Genomic DNA, 21,236 nt, shown 5'->3' with positions numbered 1-21,236 from the left:
GGGCCAAACGTAAAAAATAAATGACAATTGCGGGCCTTTCTTAATAAATTAATAATTCAAAGAAGCGCCATCTTTGTAGTTATTGTCAGTACAAAGGAACTCAAAAGGAATATTTTGCCATGAAGATAAGACACGAAAAAATCAGGTTTCAAAATCAAGATTTTGTGCTTTCGTGGCTATCTTCTGAACCAGTCTTTTAAGACAGCCTCATCCCTGTTCTTATTCCTTATTAAGCTCCGGGCTGGCTATATAAAACGCACAGCACAACTTTAAACAAAGCCCTGCCATGCGTTTATATGCAATGAAGAAAACAGCAATTACAAAGCCGTCAATCCATCAATATACGCCGCCCATTCTTTCAGTTCGGGAATGCCGGGTTTGCGCTTACCAAAAAACTGAACGATCAGTTCCTTATCAGGGCCAAACACTTCAATGGAATGTACCAGGCCGTCAACCGTAGGTTTTTTAACAGCCCAGGTTTCATAAATGGCATCGGTGCGAAGATGCAGATTGAACTGCGGGTCCATCACATTGATCCAGTTAGGAATAGCTACAATGTTTTTAACCGTGCCTGTATGAATTTGTATATTGCCATGATTGCCCACAAACACCATTATTTCCATATCATTTGCCGAAGCATACCTCAGCATTTCTGCTGAAGCTTCATTGCTTACCTGTTTGGCAAACCCGCCTGCAATGTGCAGCGCATGCAATCTCGACACATTGTGTTTTTTAAGAAAGGGGAAGAAGTCGTGCGTATCTTTTAATTCACTCCATGCTTTACGAAAAGCCGCTTCATCAACTGCATCATCGTTATATACCTGCGGCTCCCCGGGTACTGCAATACGGAGATAAGGCGATTGCTCCGGATCAGAAAAATCGCGGACAAGCTGTTCAAAGGCTTTTTCATCGCTGTCTTTTTGCGGATATACCTTTATCACGGCTGTTCCCTGCGCATCAAAAACCTGTATGGATTTTTTAAAAGCCGCCTGTTCATTATCAAACACGGCAAATGCAAAGGCCCAGTTGCTGAAAAACATTCTTAAATCTATGTCTTTGCCAACAACAAGGCCAACATGCGGGCTATCGGCGCTTACATTTTCAAACACGCCCTTTCTTTCATGCACGGCATATTCATTGCGCGTAAGCACCATTACATAACCCAGTTCAGGCATGCGCTTCATAAATGCGCCAAAGTCATTTTTTAATCTCAGCACGCTGCTGCCGGCAAATGAAGCAATTATTTCTGCTTCTGTTGTTTGCAATTGCCTGGCTGCATTGCGTATGCGGATACGCGGGTTTTGCTGGTGGAAATTAATCCAGGTATTTTTTAATGATGTGTCTGCTGTAAGCTCCATGATGTATTATTTTTTGGGAGGTTTAACAATGTTTGTTTATGAATGGAAGGTATTAAAACCGGAAAAGGATAATCATCTATCTGTATAATGTCTATTGCTGTTTCGTACACTTCGCTGATGATGGATGGCTGCAGCGCTTCATTGCTTTTGCCTTGTACGAGCAGGCTGCCATCTTTCATTAAAAATATGTTATCTGCATAGCGTGCTGCAAGATTAAGATCGTGCAATACGGCAAGCACGGTGCAGCCCTGCTGCGATAAAGATTTTGCCCTTTCCATGCACAACTGCTGGTGGCGGTAATCCATGCTGGCGGTGGGCTCGTCGAGCAATAAAATTTTATTGCTGAAATCATTTTCTTCTTCTGCTGGCGAATGGTACAACTGTGCCAGCACCCTTGCCAGTTGCACACGCTGCTGTTCGCCGCCCGACAGTGTATGAAACAGCCTGCTGGCAAATTCCGTCACTTCCATTCTTTCCATACAGCGCTCAACAATTTTTTTATCGTTGGAACGGGAGGAATATTGCTGGTGCGGATACCGGCCCATCATTACAATTTCTTCGCAACTGAAAGGCAAAGGCACAGCATACTGTTGTGTAAGCACGGCCCGCTGCAGGGCCAGTTGCTGTATGGTGTATCTTGCTAAAGGTTTATTGTTGATTAATATATTTCCTTTTGATGCTTTTTCTTCACCGGCAAGCAAACGCAGCAATGTTGATTTACCCGCCCCGTTCGGGCCTAACAAAACAGTGAGTTTGCCTTGTGCCACTTCAAACGACATGGGATGAAGTATGCTTTTCCTGCCAACACTGAATTGTATATGCTCCGCTTTTATCATTACGCGGTTAAGATTTGTTTTTTCTGTTTTAATAAAAGCATGATGAACAAAGGCGTTCCCAATAAGGCCGTCATTATGCCGATGGGCAATTCAGCAGGTGCAATAATCGTGCGGCTTACCACATCAGCCAATGTTAATAAGGAAGCGCCCAGCAGGGCGCTGTTTAATAAAAGCCTGCGGTGATCGCTGCCGGAAACGGTTCTTAAAATATGCGGCGTTATTAACCCGACAAAACCGATAATGCCGGCAACAGCCACGCTTGCGCCCACAGCCATGGTGGATAGCAAAATGATCTTCCATTTCAGCGCCTTTACATGTATGCCAATGTAACCAGCCTCTGCTTCGCCAAGTGAGTAGGCATTTAAAGCTTTTCCTAAGAACGGCATCAGGCATAATGGCGGCAACACAAAAGGCAATAAGGCCAGTACAGTTTGCCAGGATGCGCCGCCCAGGCTGCCCAGGCTCCAGAAGGTAATATTGCGCAACTGTTCATTGCTGGCGTTATAGGTTATTAAACCCGTGCATGCGCCGCACAAAGCGTTTACGGCAATGCCAGCCAGTAATAAGGTTGCGATTAATGTTTTGCCTTTTATGCGCGACATGCGGAATACCAGTAAAGATGTAATGCATGCGCCCATAAATGTGAGCACATTAAGCAAATAATATTGCGGGAGAAAGGAGGTATGCGCTGATATGGCCGGGACGGTTACCAGCACCACTATGGTAAGCACGGCAAACAGGGAAGCGCCTGCCGAAATGCCGATTAAACCGGGATCTGCCAGCGGGTTGCGGAATAATCCCTGCATGGCTGCGCCTGAAATGCCAAGCGCTGCGCCAACCAATATTCCAAGGCAAACACGCGGCAGGCGCAGTTGCCATAAAATATTTTCCATGCCTTCGCTGCATTCAACATTAAGACGAATGCCCATCTTCTTTAAAAGAATGGCAATTACCTGCTGCGCATGTATATGCATGGCGCCATTGCCTGCAGCAAGCATGATGCTTGCCAGCAGCAAAACGATCAGAAAAACCAGCAGGTAACGTTTTATAAACTGCATATAGCTTGTTTAATTAAAGGCAGCAATCTGTTTGTTCAATTCCCTGATAGCCTGTGGCAAACGTAAGCCAAAACCGCTTAGCATTTCACCGTCCATTGATATAACCTGTTTCTTTTTACCGGCGGTTGTTTGTGCAATGCCTGGTATCTTCAGCATGCCCTCTATGCCGCCAACGCTTTGCAAGCCACTGGTGAAGAGCAATATTACATCCGGGTTTTCGGCCACCAGCGCCTCAGATGAATAAGGCTTGTAATCTTTAAATTCATTCACCGCATTTTTTGCGCCTGCCAGTTGTATGATCTTATCCAGTGAAGTGCCCGTGCCGCTTACCATCATGGAGCCTGCGCCTCTTGCATAAATGAACAGCAGTTTTTTATTTACCGGTTTTATGTTCAATGCAGCAACCTGGTTATCGTATTGCTGCGATAACTCTTTTGCTTTGGCAGATGCGCCAACAGCCGCCGCAACATCATTCAACAGTTTTTTTGTGCCTTCAATGCTGTATTCCTGCTGCAGCACCACTGTTTTAATACCGGCAGACTGCAACTGGTCTTTTAATTGTGCATTCAACTGGTCTTGTGTGGTCAATATAATATCAGGCTGTAATGCAAGTACGGCTTCCGCAGATATATTCCTGTTGTGGCCAAGTTTTGGCTTGCTTTTTAATACCTCAGGAAAATTGCTGGTGATGTCCACCCCCACAATTTGTTTTTCCAAACCCAGGGCACACAGCATCTCGCTGATGGCGCCGTTTAAAGAAACAATGCGTTGCTGCGCCTGCGATGCAAATGCAAGGGCAAAACATAATGCAGATAAAAGAATTTTTTTCATATCCTCACCCCCTTCCCCTCTCCACAGAGTGGAGAGGGGTGCCCGCCTTGAAGTTTGATTATTTTTTTCTTACTGCGGGCGTTTACATTTTTAAGTTGTTAATAAATTATTTTATTGAGAGTTGAATTATACAGTTTTTAAACTCTCATTTAATTATACGTCATTGCTATCATCCGCCTCCTGCATAAGTAAAATAATGCACATTGAATCTAATCAACTTTCTCCACTTATGGAGAGGGATGCCCCGCTTTGTAAAACATGATTGGTTTTAAAAGCGGGTGTTTACATTTTTTAATCGTTAATAGTTGATTCTATCTCTTTTTAAATTTCCTGAATCATATATAATACATGAAGCATGATTATCATCCATCCTCTGCATAAATAAATAACGCACATTGAAAAGAGGCGCCCTTCTCCACTTGTGGAGAAGGGCCGGGGATGAGGGCTACTGCACCAATGCATACTCAATATTCGGGTAACCACGTGTGCCGCCGTCCTGCGTGGTGAAGTTCAGGAACTTAAGCTTATATATATTGCCCGCCGGATCTTTTACAACATAGAAGCGGTCTGTTTTTACACCTACGGAAGAGCCGGTTGTTGCACGCCAGTTGCTGCCTATTACATCACGGTCGCTGCTGAATGTTACAGAAGCAAGGCTGCTTTCATCAAATGCATCATACGTTACAGTTGAAGTTAAAACTTCTGCGGCTTCTGTGCCATCCATATTGTTGATGAATACAAGATCGGAAAACGGATAGTAAATATTGGAGGCGCCGGATGAAGTGTAGTAAGAAGCAAGCCCCCATTCAATATCCCAGCAGCCTTTGGCAGGGGCAACGCTCACTGCTGTTCCGCTTTCCAGTGAAACATAGCTGAACTGGTAAGTATCGTCTTTGGCAATATCAACTGTATTAAAGGCGGCATCCGCAATGTCTGCATATTGCAGCGTATAACCACCGCTGCTGTTACGCAAAACACGCAGCTTAACCCAGCCATTGCTTGTGCCGGCCACAAGGCCGCTGCGGTTAAGAATGTACACTTTGTTGTCGGCATCCGTGGCAGATATTTCATCAATAACGGTATTGGAAAGATCGCCGGTGTAATCGTCCACTTTGGCCAGGTCGGAAGGGCTGTATGTTTGTGAAAGCACCATGCCTGCCGTATCTTCAGCAGTTACCTGTGTTAAATCATTTTTATCAATCTGAACAGCCATAGCGCCCGAGAGCATGTAATTTAATATCACCCGGTATTCATCACCGCTGTAAAAACCCAGGTCCCAGCTATCGCGTTTTACTGCGGTTTGCTGGTTGGCGCTAAAGTCAACAAAAACAGTATTTTCTGCTGCAGCGCCGCCATCACCGCCATTTAAGGTGAGCTTGCTGCCTTGTGAAATAATAGCAGAAAAACTAAGCTCCAGGCTGTCGGTGCTGCCGATTAAAATGGGCGTGCCTGCCGAAGTAATGGCAAAGCTGACAGATTCATCGCCATCCAGTAAAACCCCGGTTGTTTTAGTTATGGTAAACGATGTGCTGCTGCTGCCCGCGGGAATGGTTAAAGAAATATTGCCGCCGCTGGCTGCAGGCGTTGTTGTAAATTCCGTTCCGTAAGTAACACCATCGCCTGCAAGGCTGATAACAATGGGCACATCTGCACTCGTGGCCCTGCTTAAAGAAAGGCTGATTTCAATAGAAGATGAGTCTGATTCAAAACCTAACTGGCTGGTGGAAAACTGTACCAGGTTGTCGGGCAGGGCCGGATCATCTTTTTTGCAATTCGTGAATAAAGCGGTTAGTGCAATAAATAAAAAGCGGTTTGCTGTTTTTCTCATTGTATTATTTGTTTATAAAAGTGTATGAATAGATTAGTGCTTGTTACTTTCTTTTATCTCATTCATGTATGTTTTTTATTTGTTTCGATGAATGCTTCGCATTTCTTGAAAAAAGAAAGTAACCCCCGCCTGACCGAATCAGTCAGGCAGGAAAGAAATTCAAGCACGAATGATATTTGCTCAGTATCATATTTGTTTTTCTATTGTCTTCGCGAACCTCCTTCATCGGTTTCAACACACCCATGCACACGCCTTGATTGGGCTTTTGTGCTGCTGATTTTTCAACTATCAGGCCTTGATGCTTACATTCAATCTGCATGATTTTACTTTGGTTTCTAAATGTTTTTAGTTATTGAATTTTTAACTGTTATTTTTTTAAGCTCAATTCAGATGTATCCTATTTCTCTGCCCAGTTAAATTGCAGGCCGAGAAAACAAGAACGCCCGTAACTCATCGGCACCGGGCCGCCTGTGCTGTGGGCGCTGCCAACGTCTGCGGAAGTGTTATTCAGCCTTGTTACATTGAAAATATTTTTGATGCCGCCGCTTACCGTTGCATATTTGCCCAGCGATTTGCGCACATTAAAATCGGCCCAGTTGTATGCCGCTGTTTTGCCGAGGTGGATGGTTTCTTCATTGTTAATAGTGGCCAGCTCATACAAAGGCAGCTTGCCGGTATATTTATAAAACAGGCCTGCCTGCACGCCGGCTTTTTTAAAGTTGTACATGATGTTGCTGCTGATCTCCGGCGACCAGGTAAACTCCGGCAGATCATCGCCTTTATTGTAAGTGGTATCAGTGGAATATTCATTATACCGGCCAATGTAAGAAACCCCCAGTGTGGCCGTAAGCTGTTTCCATTCAAACATGTTTTGCCAGGTGCCGCCGGTGGTTTTATATTTTGCTATGTTGATATACGTATAAACACTGGGATTGCTGGCGTCCTGCCCAAGCGCTAAATCAATACGGTTATTGAAATCGTTATAAAAACCGCTGATGGTTGATGATAAGCTTACCTTATTTGAAATAGCAGGTTGCCAGGTAAGCGAACCATTAAAGCTGTTGGAATATTCAGCCTTTAAATCAGGATTTCCTTTTATGGAATGATTGGCATCGAAGAACCAGAAATACAATTCACGCAGGGCCGGGGCGCGGAATCCCCGTGCATAGGCGGCGCGCGCATCCAGTGTTTTGCTGACGGTGAATTTTGTATTGATGGATGGAATTACCGGCGGCGCATCGTACGTGGAATTTTTACTGATGCGGATGCCGGGGCGGATATTGATGCCTGGAATGGGTTTTATTTCCGATGAAACAAAGAAAGCATAATTGCTAATGACCGGCGAGCCTTCTATTCTTTCGCCGCTTGCATTATCGCGCTGGTATTCTATGCCGGGCTGTACAGACACGGATGGGGAGATGATGTATTGCGCTGTTGACCTGAAAAATACCGTGTTGAATCTGGAAACATCCTGCGCCGCAGTATCTAACGATAGCCGCCTGTCGCGGGTGATTACATTATACGTGGTTGTTTGCGTGGCCCTGGAATATTGCTGGTACGATGCTGATGTATTCAGGTTGAGCCTATGGCTGATAATCCAGTCAAATTGCGCCTGGTGCATATAACGGTTGGTGGTATAATCTGCATCGGTGGCCAGTGAAGTATTTGGATTAACATCGCCCAGCGAATGAATCACTTCATTCAGGTAATTCAACCGGTACCATACATGCACTGTGGCATTGCGGTAGCCAACGGTTCCGCCCGAAAGCCACTGGTCTTTTGGCATCCATTCTTTTGCCCGGCCGGTATCCTCGCCCTGCCATCCGCCAAAATTGTTGCGTGTTACTGATACATCTGCATGCCAGCCCTTGTGCCGCCATGCCACTGCAATATTTTCGTTGTGCACGCCTTTGCCGGTAAAAGCATTGTATTCCTTATTGCCCACTGTTTCTTCCTGCGCACGGGCAGCCACGGTTAATGCGCTTTCGCCTGTTGATGCGCCTTTCTTTGTGATGATATTGATAACGCCGGCCAGCGCATCGGTTCCATACACAACAGACATGGGGCCTTCTACTATTTCAATGCGCTCAACGGAATTGATATCAACCTGGCTCAGGCTTTGCTTTGTTCCATTCCTGTCAATAAGCGGAACGCCATCCAACAGCACTTTTACATTCTGGCCGCTCATGCCCATTATCTGTACGTCGGTTTCTCCCAGTGCGAGATCGTTTGAAAAACGTACGCCTAATTCGTTATTTAATACGCCCAGCACATCTGTGGCATTGCGCATTTTTATGGTTGCCTGGTCAATTACACGAACGCGATAGACAGCGTTTCTTAAAGACTGCGGCATATACTGGCCTGTAACCACCACATCGCCCAACTGTTTTTGCGATACGGCAAGCTGAAGATGCAGTTGTATCGTTTTGCCGTCTTCAACCATTACATTTTGCTGAAGTGTTTTATAACCTACCAACGCTACTTCAAGCTGGTAACTTCCTGCTGCCACATTGCCTAAAACAAAATAACCGTCATTATTGGTGACAGTAATTTTGTTTGTTCCTTTCAAAAGAACAGTTACTGCAGCAGCGGGCTTGTTATCATTTGTACTAACAATGCCCTGTATGTGCGCAGGCATTGTTTGTGCAGCCAGTATGGAAACGCCGAGCATTAAAAGACTTAAAATCGAAACTATTCTTGCCATCCTCTGTTGAGATTACTTATTGTTTAATCTTTTTTTACTTAAAGACTGGCAGTTTGGAGCCAGGCCTTGATGTTTGATATGGTGTTTTCGTAAGGCGCAATGGTTTATTGTAAAACCCGCTTCTCCCTGAAAGCCATCCGGGCTTTCTGCTCCCGCCGGTTAGCGTTCCAGGGATAGTGCAGGCAATACATTGCATCAACAGGTTAGCAACGACGTAACCCTTTTGTCTCAGGCGCACAAACAACCGGTACGCACAGGTGGCACACATTATTTATCATTATTGTCCGGATAACTTGGGCTAAAGCCCATTGTGCAAGGGTTTCAATATAACCCCAGGCTTAAGCCTGGGGTTAGTAAAAAGCAGGCCCATAAAGGGCTTTAGCCCAAGAGAAAATATTTTAGTCGGACACAATGATTATTTATTTAATGAACAGCGTTTATATTATATTATCAGATAAGCTTTGCGTAAGCGCAGCAGACAGCAGTCATCCATACATTTACTTACAAAGCATTTATGTGGGAGCAGAAAGACAGTACAAAATTACCCGTGTCAAAAAATTGTCATATACGCAATCGGGAAAACCTGTTACGCAAACGGGAAAACCGTTCACCGCTCTGCAAAGTCTCCGGACCACAAGTGTTCGAACCCTGCATTAGCGATCGGCAATCCATAGGATCGCCCAAGTGTGTAGAAATAATTGTGCCGGGGGGGGCCACACCGCAGGCGTGGTGCGTGTAAATGTTCCGTTCCAATGGAACGGTAAAGAAACATTACGAGCAGCATTGTACACACGTTAAGCCTCTATGAGGCTTTAAGAAAATGGTTTCGAACAGCTATGGTCTCCGGACTTCGCAGGTGTATGCGGCAAGTCTCCGGACTTGCATTACTTCGTTTTCTTCATCAACGCATCAGCGGTTGCAGGGATTGATTTACTTTTAATTAATGAAACCGAGCATGATAATTTTTCTCACACAACCTGTCCCGAACCTGCTTCGGGAGGGGAATGCCTGCCTGCCGGAGAGGCAGGTACATAGCGAGGTTCTCCCGAAGCAGGTTCGGGACAGGCATGAGACCATTGAAAAAACAAATATGCACGAATGAAACCGAGCATGATAATTTTTTCTCACACAGGGTAATGTGCATAGCGAGGTTCTCCCGAAGCAAGTTCGGGACAGGCATGAGACCATTGAAAAAAAAACTTGTACGAATGAAAATTTTATCAGCACAGCAAATTCATCACTGGGATGCTTATACCATTGCCGGCGAGCCAATAAAGCCTGTTGATTTAATGGAGCGCGCCGCCACCGCCTGTACAGATTATATTGCGCAGCAGGCGTTTCTTCACAAGCCCTTTAAAATATTTTGCGGCAAAGGCAATAATGGGGGAGATGGCCTTGCCATTGCCAGGCTGCTGCTTAACCGGCATTATAATGTAAGCGTATATATAATTGAGTTTGGCGCCATCGGTACAGACGATTTTCAAACGAATTTGCAGCGCCTGCACGAAATGAATGTAAACCTTCATTTTATACAATCAGAGGCGTTTTTTCCTGAAATAAAAGAAGGTGAAATTGTAATTGATGCGCTTTTCGGCTCGGGCCTTAACCGCCCTTTAAAAGATTTAAGCGCAGCGCTGGTGCAGCATATAAATCAATCAAAAGCATTTGTTATAAGCATTGATGTGCCCAGCGGAATGTTTATTGATAAGAGCAGTGGCGGCAATGCCGTTATACAGGCAAATGTTACGCTTACATTTCAGCAATATAAACTATGCTTTCTTGTGGCGGAAAATGCGGAGAATACGGGTAAATTAATTATACTTGATATTGGATTGCTGCCAGGTTTTTTAGAAGGTATTGAAACCATTTTTCAAATTGTGGATATTGCCATTATCCGGCGAATCTATAAACCACGCAACCCTTTTTCCCATAAAGGCACGTATGGCCATGCATTGCTCATTGCCGGCAATACCGGAAAAATGGGCGCTGCCTTAATGGCTGCCCATGCCTGTTTGCGCGCCGGCGCCGGGTTAACCACTTTAAATGTTCCTGCTGCATTTTTAAGTGCGGTGCATGCTTATTTGCCGGAAGCGATGTGCCAGTTAAGGGAAAAAGGTGTAAGCTTCGAAAAAATAAATGTTGTGGGTATAGGCCCGGGCCTCGGCACAGCAGGCGATGGCCTGCAACTGGTTGAGCAGACGCTAAATGAATTTAAACATCCTGCCGTGATTGATGCCGATGCCCTCAATATTATTTCCATGCACAAAAAATTGTTCCGGTCAATTATGCCCGGTTCAATCCTAACGCCGCATCCAAAAGAATTTGAGCGCTTATTTGGTAAAGCCGAAAATGATTTTGAAGCAATTGATATCGCTATAAAAAAATCAGCAGAGCTTAATTGCGTGATCATTTTAAAAGGCACTTATTCATTAATTGCCGGTAATGGAAAAGGCTGGTTTAATACCACCGGCAACGCCGGCCTGGCAAAGGGCGGCAGCGGCGATATTCTAACCGGTATTATCACGGCCTTGCTTGCGCAAAACTATAGCCCGGTTGAAGCCGCGTTATTTGGCGTATATCTTCACGGGCTTGCGGCTGACATGGCACTTGGCACACAGTCGCAGGAAAGCATGATCGCTTCAGATGTAGTGAATTGCCTGGGAACGGCTTTTAGTGGATTGGTGGGTGGTTGATAGGTTGATAGGTTGAAGCAGTTCACGGGTTCACGGGTTGAGCCTGTTACAAGATAACATACTTCAAAATAATTTATAAATGTTGTGGCTATCAACTTTAAACTTTATACATTAAACCTTAAACAAAAGAAACAACAACCCGCAATAATAACTTGTGAACAAGTGAACCCGTGAACTTGTGAACTTAAAAATATCCATCAGCCAAAAAAACTTTCAAATCCAAACTTCTTCAGGGTCTAACGGCGTTAGCTTATTTTTGCAGCCCTTAATTATAACAGCGTGGCAGACATTAATACACAGACAATACGAAACACAAACGAAATTTCAAATAATCACGATGCTAAAAACTCCCCTTTAGGGGCTGGGGGCAAGCGTTACCTCATTACGGCTGCTTTGCCTTATGCAAACGGCCCTATTCATATTGGCCACCTGGCAGGCGTGTATTTACCGGCAGATATTTATGTAAGATATTTACGCGCCCAAAAGCGCGACGTAAAATTTGTAAGCGGCAGCGATGAGCACGGCGTTCCCATCACCATCCGCGCCATGAAAGAAGGTGTTTCGCCCCAGGAGATCGTAGATAAATACCATGCGATTATAAAAAGCAGCCTGGAGCAGATGGGAATCTCTTTCGATATTTATTCCCGCACTTCCAATCAGATTCATCATACAACCTCGCAGGATTTTTTTCTTAACCTGTATGGGAAAAACCTGTTTGAAGAAAAAGAAAGCGAACAGTATTATGATGAGAAAGCAAAGACTTTTTTAGCAGACCGTTATATCATTGGCACCTGCCCGGTTTGCGGCAACCCGAATGCTTATGGCGACCAATGCGAAAAATGCGGCTCCTCATTAAGCCCGGAAATGCTCATCAATCCCCGCAGCGCTTTAAGCGATGCTACGCCGGTTAAAAAGAAAACCAAACACTGGTATTTCCCTTTGCAGGATTATGAGGCTTTTCTGAAGCAATGGATACTGGAAGATCATAAAGAATGGAAGAACAATGTGTATGGCCAATGCAAAAGCTGGCTGGATAACGGCCTGCAAAGCCGCGCTATGACCCGCGACAGCAACTGGGGCATTAAAGTGCCCCTGCCGGATGCGGAAGGAAAGGTCTTATATGTTTGGTTTGATGCGCCGATTGGTTACATCAGCGCTACCAAGGAATTAACGCCTAACTGGGCTGATTACTGGTGCCGGGAAGATACCAGGCTGATACATTTTATTGGCAAGGATAATATTGTTTTTCACTGCATCATTTTCCCTTCCATGCTGAAAGCGCATGGTGGTTTTGTATTGCCTGACAATGTGCCGGCCAATGAATTTTTAAATATTGAAGGCGATAAGGTTTCCACATCGCGTAACTGGGCGGTTTGGGTAAACGAATACCTTGAAGATTTTAAGGATTGCCAGGATGTTTTGCGTTACGTATTGTGCAGCAATGCGCCGGAAACAAAAGATAATGATTTTACATGGAAAGATTTCCAGGATAAAAACAATAGTGAGCTGGCCAGCATTTTCGGCAATTTCGTAAACCGTAGTTTTGTGCTCATGCATAAACTCTGTGGCGGCAAAGTGCCCAGGCTGCATGAAGATGTAATGGACGATACGGACCGTGCATTGATTGCAGACATTAAAGCTGCCAAAGCAAAAGTGGAAAAAGCTATCGAAGAATTCCGTTTTCGCGAAGCTTTGTTTGAAGTGATTGACCTGAGCCGCAAAGGCAATAAATATATGCAGGAGAAAGAGCCGTGGAAGAAGTCGGTTGACGGTGGACCGTTGACCGTTGACCGAAAATTAGTTGATAATTGTCTTCACTTATGTTTACAGCTTACGGCTAACCTTGCCATTTTAATCAATCCTTTCCTGCCGTTTACCGCAAAGAAAATGCTGTATATGATGAAGGTGGTGGATAAAATGCTGGATTGGGAAAATGCCGGCTCCATCAAATTATTAAGTGTGGGTTACAGCCTGAGGCCGCCGGAAATTTTATTCAGGAAGATTGAAGATAAGGAGATAGAGGCGCAGATTAATAAACTGAAAAGCGGGTTGGTGAAAACAGGTAAAGAAGTCAGTAATCAGCAATTAGCAATCAGCCAGGAAGATTTGCTGAAAGCTGAAAGCTCATTGCTCAAAGCTCCAATTGTGTACGATGATTTCGCAAAGCTCGACCTGCGTGTTGGCAAAATAGTAAGCGCCTCAAAAGTGGAAAAAGCTGACAAGCTTTTAAAACTTGAAATTGACCTTGGTTTTGAAAATCGCACAATTGTTTCGGGCATCGCCCTGCATTTTAAACCGGAAGAGATTGTGGGCAAACAGGTAGTGCTAGTTGCCAATCTTGCACCGCGAAAAATGCGCGGTATTGAAAGCAACGGCATGATATTGATGGCAGAGAACAAAGCTGGTAAACTGATCTTTGTAAATCCTGATGAAGATACAGATGCAGGCAGCGGTGTGAGCTGATGTTAGAACTTTCCAGGCCTGGCAGGTTGTAAAAACCTGCCAGGCGGATGATATTGAATTATAAATCTCTGTTTAATAAATCTGTTATTTCTTTTTCGTTGCAGTGCAAAACATAGGGTTGGCCGATGGGATACATCCATCAGGTACTTTTGAAGCTGACGGGTGTAAATACCCAAGTGTTAAGCTTTTATAGAATCGCTTTTGCAATTCAGCTTTCTTTCTTACCTTCGCCGCCCAAAATTTATTTATTAATCAAAAACAATCAGGGTAATGAACAATTATGAATTGATGGTGATTTTTACCCCTGTGCTTTCTGACGATGAATTTAAAGCCGTTCAGAAAAAATATGCTGACTTTATTATTGAACAGGAAGGAAGCATTGTGCACAGCAATCCCTGGGGACTAAAATCACTGGCGTATCCTATCCAGAAAAAAACCACAGGCATTTACTGGGTTCTGGAATACAGTGCGCCATCCAGCTTCAATGAAAAGCTGAAAATACAGCTTTTGCGTGATGAACAGGTGCTTCGTCACATGATAACTGCGCTCGACAAATACGCCGTTGAGTACAATGCTAAAAAGAGAAGTGGCGTACCAACAGGAATTGAAAAAGTGGAGGGTTAATTTATGGCTAAAGCAAATGAAATAAAATACCTTACCGCCATAAAAACCGAAAAGCCCCGGAAGAAATTCTGCCGCTTTAAGAAATATGGCATTAAGTACATTGATTACAAAGACGTTGAATTTCTGAAAAAATTTGTGAATGACCAGGGAAAAATTTTGCCCCGCCGTTTAACAGGCAATTCTTTAAAATATCAGCGCAAAGTAAGCGATGCTGTTAAAAAAGCCCGCCAGATGGCGTTGATACCTTATGTAACAGATTTATTAAAATAGAAAAGCTACGAGCTACGAGCTCACAGCTAAAAAAATTAAAAATGCAGGTAATATTAATACAGGATATAGATAATCTTGGCGCTGCTAATGAGCTGGTGACCGTAAAAAACGGTTATGCGCGCAACTATCTTATTCCGGGCAAATTTGCTGTAGAAGCGAATGCTGCCAATAAAAAACAGATGGATGAGCGCCTGAAAGTTCAGGCTAAGAAAGAAGCAGCCATGCTTGCAGAAATTAATAAAGTAATTACGGTGCTTAAAGAAGCTCCGCTTAAGATTGGCGCTAAAACCGGTACCAGCGGAAAGATTTTCGGCAGCGTTACTTCTTTACAGATTTCACGGGCTATACGCGACCAGAAGGGTTATGAAATAGACCGCAAGCGTATTACTATCCAGGACGAAGTGAAAGAACTGGGCACATATAAAGCCAATATAGATTTTGGCAACGGCAACCATACTGAAATAGAATTTGAAGTAGTGGGAGAGTAGCCAAAAGAAAAATGTAATGCAAAGCCGGATCAGATAATGATCCGGTTTTTTGTTGTGTGCATTTCATTCCCGTGCCTTATTATGATTGGCAATCAGGTCTTGGCCGCTTTCTTATGCATCGCTTTTTTAGGGCCGGCCTTTTTTAAGCCCTTTGCCTGTTTAAAAGCCGGTTTTATTTCATGATGAGGAGGAGGGGCCTGCTTTATTTTCCCTTCCGCATCGTTATGTTTTGATAATTCTTTGCCATGCAAGCCCTGCGCAAGCACTTTGGCCGCTTTTTTTAAACGGCGCTTAAATTCTTCTTCATCCATCCATTCTTTTAATTCACCCAATGCAGTCTCAATTTTAACGGCCAGCTCTTTTCTGAATTCCTTCTTTGGGCTGACAGGTTTTTCTGCTGCTTTTTTCATAATTATTAGAATTGTGTTTTAAAAATGATAACACAAAATTAATATTAGATTGAGCCTTGTAATATTAATTTTTGAACAGAAGGTGCCGGCGCAATGAATTAAGCTATGCTAATTGTATTTGATAAGTTTCTTTTTGATGACTGTTTTGCCATTTTCATCGGCAACACGTAAGAAATAAACGCCTGCCGCGCTGTTGTTTATTGCAATGGTAAAAGTTTGGGTAAGGGATGTTACGTTTAACTTACCGGCTAAAACCTGTTTGCCAACAGCATCAAATAAGCTGTATTGGTAGTAAGATCCTGTAGTATTTGTAATGGTAATATTTGCGTAGCCGCTAACAAGAGGATTGGGCGCAATATCAATAGTGGTTTGGATGCCCTGGTTTGAACCATCGGCATTAAAAGTTGCATAGAACGTTGCTTTTGTATTTCTTACTCCGTCAAAATATAAAAGATACTTATGGTTCTTTTCAAGCCCGGTTATATCAATTGTTCCATCAGCGTTAAACGTACTGCAGAAAACCGGCGTAGGATAAGATGATGCTTCGGGGCATGTTTCCACATCGTACAGCGACATCTTAATGCCCTGGCCGGTGCATGCGCTTAATTCGGCCGGCACAGTAGTGTAATTACTTATATCAATGGTGACTTCTGTTTCAGAACCGGTAGAAAAAGCGTAATACACATTATTGGTAACAGAAGTGCCGGTAGCATCACATGTTACCTGTTTGAATGAAGGGTCTTTCAGTTTATTGCTGGTGGCATGCACAAGATCGAAGCTTACAATGGTGTTAGCCGTTATGGATGAAGATGGAAAAGTGGAAGGGCATTCGTCTGTTGAAAGGGCCGTAACAGATATAGGCGTCATTTCCTGGGCATACAGGCTGCAGCTTCCATACGTGTTTTGCTGAGGGGTTATATCATATAAAGCGCCATCGTATGCAGAAATATCTGGCGATCTTCTGCCCACATAATCCAGTATGGCATAATGCATCAGTTTCGATGGATTAATTGTGGTATAACCGCCGCCGCCATTTTCAAAATCATCGTTAATGTGGGAAAGATTAAGGGCGTGGCCCAACTCGTGCAGGATGATCATTTCCAGGTCATAAGAGCCCTGTGCAGGAAAGCAGGGGCCATCTTCAATAGAAAGAGCGTCGCCGGTGGAAACGGCGTCATTTCTTATTATAATATCAAAGCCGGTTTTTTGTGCGGCCAGTATCTGGCCGTTTTGCTGGCAGGCCGAAAACCAGCTATACGTAGATTCCAAAACGCCATCTGCCATTTGCGCAACCCCGGTATTGGTGTTATCAAAAACCACGAGGTTTACATCATCATCTGCTACTGCCTGTTGCGTGGTGGTGGCGCCCACGGTAATATTAGCTCCTGTAATTTCCTTCCATGTTGCCAGGGCCCGTTCAAATGTAGCGCTGGCTGAAGACTGGGCTAAATTAATCCCCTTACCTGCCGTGCTTGTACTGTACTGCACCGTATAACCGCCACTGCTATTTGTATTCATCAGCCTGGGCTCTTTTACTACATAATCACCGTCATCATTTTGAAAAAGCGCATCTATAACAGAAAAGAAAACTTCCAATGTTGCTGCGCTGGTTGCAGTAGAGCCATCCGTTGTTACCACAGAGAACTGGCCTGTGCCGGCCCGGTCGGGAACATGTAATTTTATCTGCGTATCAGTCCACGAAATAATATAGGGAGAGCTGTAGGCCACTTCATAATCCGGTTCTGTATTATCGCTGTTGGCATCCTTAAAATTTACCGCTGCATCACCCGAAGGGCTGCTGCCAAAACCAGAGCCGGTAATGGTTAGTATATTATTCGCTTCATCGTTTATGGCGCCCCCGTGCACCGTATCGGGCGAAAAGGAAGTTATGGCAACGGCTGTGGTGCCGTTACTTATAACAGGGCCGGTTGTTTCTGCCTGCGCCGCGCCGCTTGCAAAAGCATTATCAATTATTTTTTCTGTAGTGCCGGTATATTTGTTTATTGATTTATACAGTGTTTGCTGAATGTTATTATATGAAGCAAAAGGTGCAACCGCCTTCTTTCCCGATTTATTGTACTGCAAAAAACCCTGGGCGCTGCTGTACACATCAAATAATATATTTTTTGTTTGGGGCGAACGTATTTTGCCTGTGTTTTCATGCAGGAAAAAAATGCCGGTTTTGCCTTTATCCAGTTGAAGCACATCACTTACTTTAAGACATGTTGCGCCCACCGTTCCGCCAAGTGTTAATACTTCAATGGTAGAATCAATTGCCTGGCCCTTAAATAATTTATACACATGTATTTTGTTCGAAGTATAGATAATTGTATGTGCATCGTTCCAGAATGAATACTGGGCAGTAACTTTTCCTTCCACAATATGGGAAGCCTTTTTTACCTTACTGGCAAGCTCAATTTTATAAAGCTGGGCTTTGGCTGTGAAAGAAGCAGTTGCAAGCAGAAAAAGGCTTGCAATAATTTGTTTGGCATAGTTCATTCACTACAATTTATGTGTATTAAAAATACGATTGAATAAAAATTGTTTTATGGATTTTTAAAACTTTTAGAGCCTGCTTAAATTTTAAATCTCAAACCAACATTACAGGTTTAGCCCAAAAAATTTGCCTGATTTTGTCTCAATCGGCATCAAAAAACATTGAAAACAAGCAACTTTTTGACCTATAATAAATTCTGGAAATAAATTTTAAACAGGCTCTTATAATAAAAAAGGCTGTTTTGTTTAAACAGCCTTATCCTGAACGAATATTTTTTGTTTACCATTTGTCAACGTCTTCAGAGGAGGAAGATGCGCCGGGAACATCTTCTGCCTCAATTTCTATTTCAATCTGCGTTTCTTCGGCTAATACGCCGTTTTCAGGGTATTCATGGCTAAATGCATCAAAATCAAAGTTGGGCATTAATTCTGTTTTTACGTAATCTACAGCTTCGCTCAATGCCTTGGCAAATTTGTTGAAGTCTTCTTTGTACAGGAATAATTTATGCCTGTCATAACCACCATCATTAAACCTCTTGCGGCTTTCGGTAATTGTAAGATAGTAGTCGTTGCCGCGGGTAGCTCTTATGTCAAAAAAATAAGTTCTTCTTTTCCCTGCTTTTATGCGTTTGCTGTAAACGCTTTCCATTTTCTTGTCGTTATTTTCGTAAGCCACTTTTCGTTTGGTTTAATGAATAATCTTTGCTTGTAGCAGCAAATATAATATTGTTTTACAATTACCAAAATTTTGGAAAACTTTTTAAAAGCAACAGGCAATACGCCCGAATTTATATCAAGCCGATGCTGTTTCCTCACTTAATTGCAGGTTATACAGCCCTGCATAATAACCATTTTTTGCCAATAATTCTGCATGCGTTCCGGCTTCTGCAATTTCACCGTTTGAGAGAATGATGATTTTATCAAACGGTATTGAAAGAAAGATGCGGTGTGTGATGATAATAGTTGTTTTGTTTTGAAGAAAGCCGTTCAGGTTGTTTACGATTTTATGTTCGGTTTTTGCATCCACTGCGCTGAGGCAATCATCAAACAGCATTACAGGGCTTTCTTTTAAAAGCGCCCTTGCAATGGAAGCGCGTTGTTTCTGGCCTCCGCTCAGTGTAACGCCACGTTCGCCAACAAGGGTTTTATAGCCTTTGTTAAGCGAAAGTATTTCTTCGTGCACGGCGGCATATTCCGCATATTTACTTGTATCGGTTGCCAGGCCTTTGCTGTTATTATTTAAACCAAAACGAATATTATTATCAATCGTATCGCTGAAAAGAAAAACATCCTGCGGAACATAGCTGATATAATTACGCAGGGCTGTTAAGGAAACATAACGGATGTTTTTATTGCCAATAAAAATTTCACCTTTATCCGGATCATAAAACCGCAGCAACAGTTGTGCTATAGTTGATTTGCCGCTGCCGGTTTTGCCCAGTATCATCACCTTTTCGCCGGGTTTCACTTCGAGCGAAAAATTATGTAAGGCGCGAATGCCTGTATGCGGATAAGCGAAGCTTACATGTTTAAAAATAATGCTTCCGCTTAAAATTTCATTGGCATTGTTTTTTGCCGGGTCTGTAATAAGCGGCCTGGTATCTAAAAACTCGTTTATCCTTTTTTGTGAAGCTGCTGCCCGCTGCACCATGCTGGCAACATTGCCAATGGCGCTTACCGGGAACATAAGCATATTAATATAAATAACAAACTCTACGATAATGCCTACTTTATCAGGATTGGCCAGCGCCATTTTACTGCCTATCAAAATCGTAAGCAGGGTGCTTAATCCTACAAGCAGCGTCATGCTTGGAAAATAAATGGCTTCCACTTTGGCAAGGCTTACTGCATTTTTCCTGTAGGCTTCACTGTTTCTGCTGAAAAAGCCAAGCATGGCTTTTTCCTGCACAAAAGATTTTATTACGCGTATGCCCGAATAAGATTCCTGTGCATTGGTTGTAAGGTCGGAAAGCAGCGCCTGCACCTTCTCGCTTTTTTTATGAATAATCGTATTTACAAAGTATATGGTGATGGCTAATAATGGGAGAGGTGCTATAACAACCAGTGTTAAATGAAAATCTTTTCGCAACATATTTACCAGGCAAAGTATAATAAGCGCCAGCAGGTTTACGGTTTGCATTACAGCCGGCCCTGTGTACATTCTTACACGGCTCACATCTTCCGCAATACGGCTCATCATATCGCCGGTACTGTGTGTTTTAAAGAACCCCATATCGAGCTGCTGGTAATGATCATATATGGCATTTTTCAGGTCGTACTCAATATAACGGCTCATTACAATAATGGTTTGCCGCATCAGGAACATAAATATGCCTCTTAACAAAGCAAGCAATAAAATCACGATACTGCTAATCAAAACTATTTTGCTGAAATTAAAATGCTGCAGCCAGTTAATAAGAGCCCGTACCGAAGCGGAATAGTTTTCTGTCGTTTTGCCCGTTTGGCCGGAAATATATTGCTGTACCTGCCCCACCACATAACCCGTAATTTCAGGAGCAAGCACGGTAAAATAGTTAGACAGGATAACGAAGAAAATGCCTGCCAGCAAACGTGCCCTGTATTTCCAGAAATATTTATGTAAGGATGCAAGATGTTTCATTTAAGATGGCAAAGGTAGGCGATAGATATTTTTTGAATGAAGAAGAAATGTTTAGGGATTTCAAAGCAATCATAAAATGGCAATACATTTTTTTGCTGATAAGATTCGCATCTTATATTTGCGCCGGAGGGATGTCAGAGCGGTTTAATGAGGCGGTCTTGAAAACCGTTGACTGTAACAGGTCCGGGGGTTCGAATCCCTCTCCCTCCGCTGAGAGGGGCTTCATCAAGAAGCCCCTCTTTTTTTTCGTATATCAGATATCCTTTTTCTTTCATTTTCAGCGAGTTATGGGTAAACATCCGTAGCATGGTAGGTGTTCGATAGATGCCCTCCTTATAATATAAATTGTTGTCGAACACCCTATTGATAAAGTCGCGTTTCTGCATCGTATCAGAGCTGGTATATACATAGCGCATGTCAGATAGGAGGTAGAGATTTTTCTCCAGTATCTCAAACGCCCTTCCTTGATCTTCACTAAGTCGCTCTATTGCTCCTTTTAGATTTAGGATATTGTGATTGTAGGAAGAATACCACCTATCATAAGTATCCCTCGTGAT

General features: G+C 43.3%; 15 protein-coding genes and 1 tRNA gene. 6 read left to right on the top strand and 10 right to left on the bottom strand.

The features are described from left to right. Nucleotides 1-317: 317 nt before the first annotated feature. From QM629_RS07655 to QM629_RS07630, 6 genes are all read right to left on the bottom strand, one after another. On the bottom strand, nt 318-1,358 hold the full coding sequence (locus QM629_RS07655; RefSeq protein WP_415158836.1) for a hemin-degrading factor: 1,041 nt from the start codon (nt 1,356-1,358) through the stop codon (nt 318-320). Beyond that, a complete protein-coding gene (locus QM629_RS07650; protein ID WP_415158834.1) occupies nt 1,331-2,194 on the bottom strand; it encodes a heme ABC transporter ATP-binding protein in 864 nt (287 codons plus the stop codon). Before QM629_RS07650 ends, QM629_RS07655 begins: the two co-directional genes overlap by 28 nt. Then, entirely contained in the window at nt 2,194-3,252 is a 1,059-nt protein-coding gene (locus QM629_RS07645; RefSeq protein ID WP_415158830.1) for a FecCD family ABC transporter permease, read from the bottom strand. Before QM629_RS07645 ends, QM629_RS07650 begins: the two co-directional genes overlap by 1 nt. Before the next feature lie 9 nt (nt 3,253-3,261). Then, nucleotides 3,262-4,083, bottom strand: a complete 822-nt coding sequence (locus QM629_RS07640; RefSeq protein ID WP_415158828.1) for a heme/hemin ABC transporter substrate-binding protein — start codon at nt 4,081-4,083, stop codon at nt 3,262-3,264. A 445-nt stretch (nt 4,084-4,528) separates the two neighbouring features. Continuing rightward, nucleotides 4,529-5,911, bottom strand: a complete 1,383-nt coding sequence (locus QM629_RS07635) for an HmuY family protein (RefSeq protein ID WP_415158826.1) — start codon at nt 5,909-5,911, stop codon at nt 4,529-4,531. Between the two features lie 397 nt (nt 5,912-6,308). Next, the gene (locus QM629_RS07630; RefSeq protein WP_415158824.1) at nt 6,309-8,615 is read right to left on the bottom strand and encodes a TonB-dependent receptor; all 2,307 of its coding nucleotides are present in this window, start codon (nt 8,613-8,615) and stop codon (nt 6,309-6,311) included. Nucleotides 8,616-9,823: 1,208 nt separating this feature from the next. Here QM629_RS07630 and QM629_RS07625 point away from each other — a divergent pair. From QM629_RS07625 to rplI, 5 genes are all read left to right on the top strand, one after another. After that, nucleotides 9,824-11,308 (top strand): NAD(P)H-hydrate dehydratase, encoded by a 1,485-nt coding sequence (locus QM629_RS07625; protein WP_415158822.1) that lies wholly within the window; start codon nt 9,824-9,826, stop codon nt 11,306-11,308. A gap of 321 nt (nt 11,309-11,629) precedes the next feature. Further along, on the top strand, nt 11,630-13,771 hold the full coding sequence (gene metG / locus QM629_RS07620) for a methionine--tRNA ligase (protein ID WP_415158852.1): 2,142 nt from the start codon (nt 11,630-11,632) through the stop codon (nt 13,769-13,771). Nucleotides 13,772-14,041: 270 nt separating this feature from the next. Beyond that, entirely contained in the window at nt 14,042-14,395 is a 354-nt protein-coding gene (gene rpsF, locus QM629_RS07615) for a 30S ribosomal protein S6 (RefSeq protein WP_415158820.1), read from the top strand. A 3-nt stretch (nt 14,396-14,398) separates the two neighbouring features. Beyond that, nucleotides 14,399-14,665, top strand: coding sequence for a 30S ribosomal protein S18 (gene rpsR / locus QM629_RS07610; protein ID WP_415158818.1), 267 nt, complete (start codon nt 14,399-14,401; stop codon nt 14,663-14,665). A gap of 41 nt (nt 14,666-14,706) precedes the next feature. After that, nucleotides 14,707-15,153, top strand: coding sequence for a 50S ribosomal protein L9 (gene rplI, locus QM629_RS07605; RefSeq protein ID WP_415158816.1), 447 nt, complete (start codon nt 14,707-14,709; stop codon nt 15,151-15,153). A gap of 92 nt (nt 15,154-15,245) precedes the next feature. Here rplI and QM629_RS07600 read toward each other — a convergent pair whose 3' ends face one another. The 4 genes from QM629_RS07600 to QM629_RS07585 form a co-directional block, all read right to left on the bottom strand. Further along, on the bottom strand, nt 15,246-15,563 hold the full coding sequence (locus QM629_RS07600; RefSeq protein ID WP_415158814.1) for a hypothetical protein: 318 nt from the start codon (nt 15,561-15,563) through the stop codon (nt 15,246-15,248). A gap of 108 nt (nt 15,564-15,671) precedes the next feature. Continuing rightward, the gene (locus QM629_RS07595; protein ID WP_415158812.1) at nt 15,672-18,062 is read right to left on the bottom strand and encodes a zinc-dependent metalloprotease; all 2,391 of its coding nucleotides are present in this window, start codon (nt 18,060-18,062) and stop codon (nt 15,672-15,674) included. A 277-nt stretch (nt 18,063-18,339) separates the two neighbouring features. Then, nucleotides 18,340-18,735 carry a DUF3276 family protein gene (locus tag QM629_RS07590; protein WP_415158810.1) on the bottom strand — a complete coding sequence of 132 codons (396 nt, stop codon included), beginning with the start codon at nt 18,733-18,735 and terminating at the stop codon, nt 18,340-18,342. Nucleotides 18,736-18,852: 117 nt separating this feature from the next. Continuing rightward, nucleotides 18,853-20,679 carry an ABC transporter ATP-binding protein gene (locus tag QM629_RS07585; RefSeq protein WP_415158808.1) on the bottom strand — a complete coding sequence of 609 codons (1,827 nt, stop codon included), beginning with the start codon at nt 20,677-20,679 and terminating at the stop codon, nt 18,853-18,855. 125 nt (nt 20,680-20,804) lie between these two features. On the opposite strand from QM629_RS07585, the gene QM629_RS07580 reads away from it, so the two are divergent. Beyond that, nucleotides 20,805-20,889, top strand: a tRNA-Ser gene (locus tag QM629_RS07580). Nucleotides 20,890-21,236 lie beyond the last annotated feature (347 nt).

It is taken from the genome of Parafilimonas sp., assembly GCF_047606085.1.
Lineage (GTDB): Bacteria > Bacteroidota > Bacteroidia > Chitinophagales > Chitinophagaceae > Parafilimonas.
The sequence above is the reverse complement of the archived record's forward strand: the minus strand, read 5'-3'. Positions and strand labels throughout refer to the sequence as shown.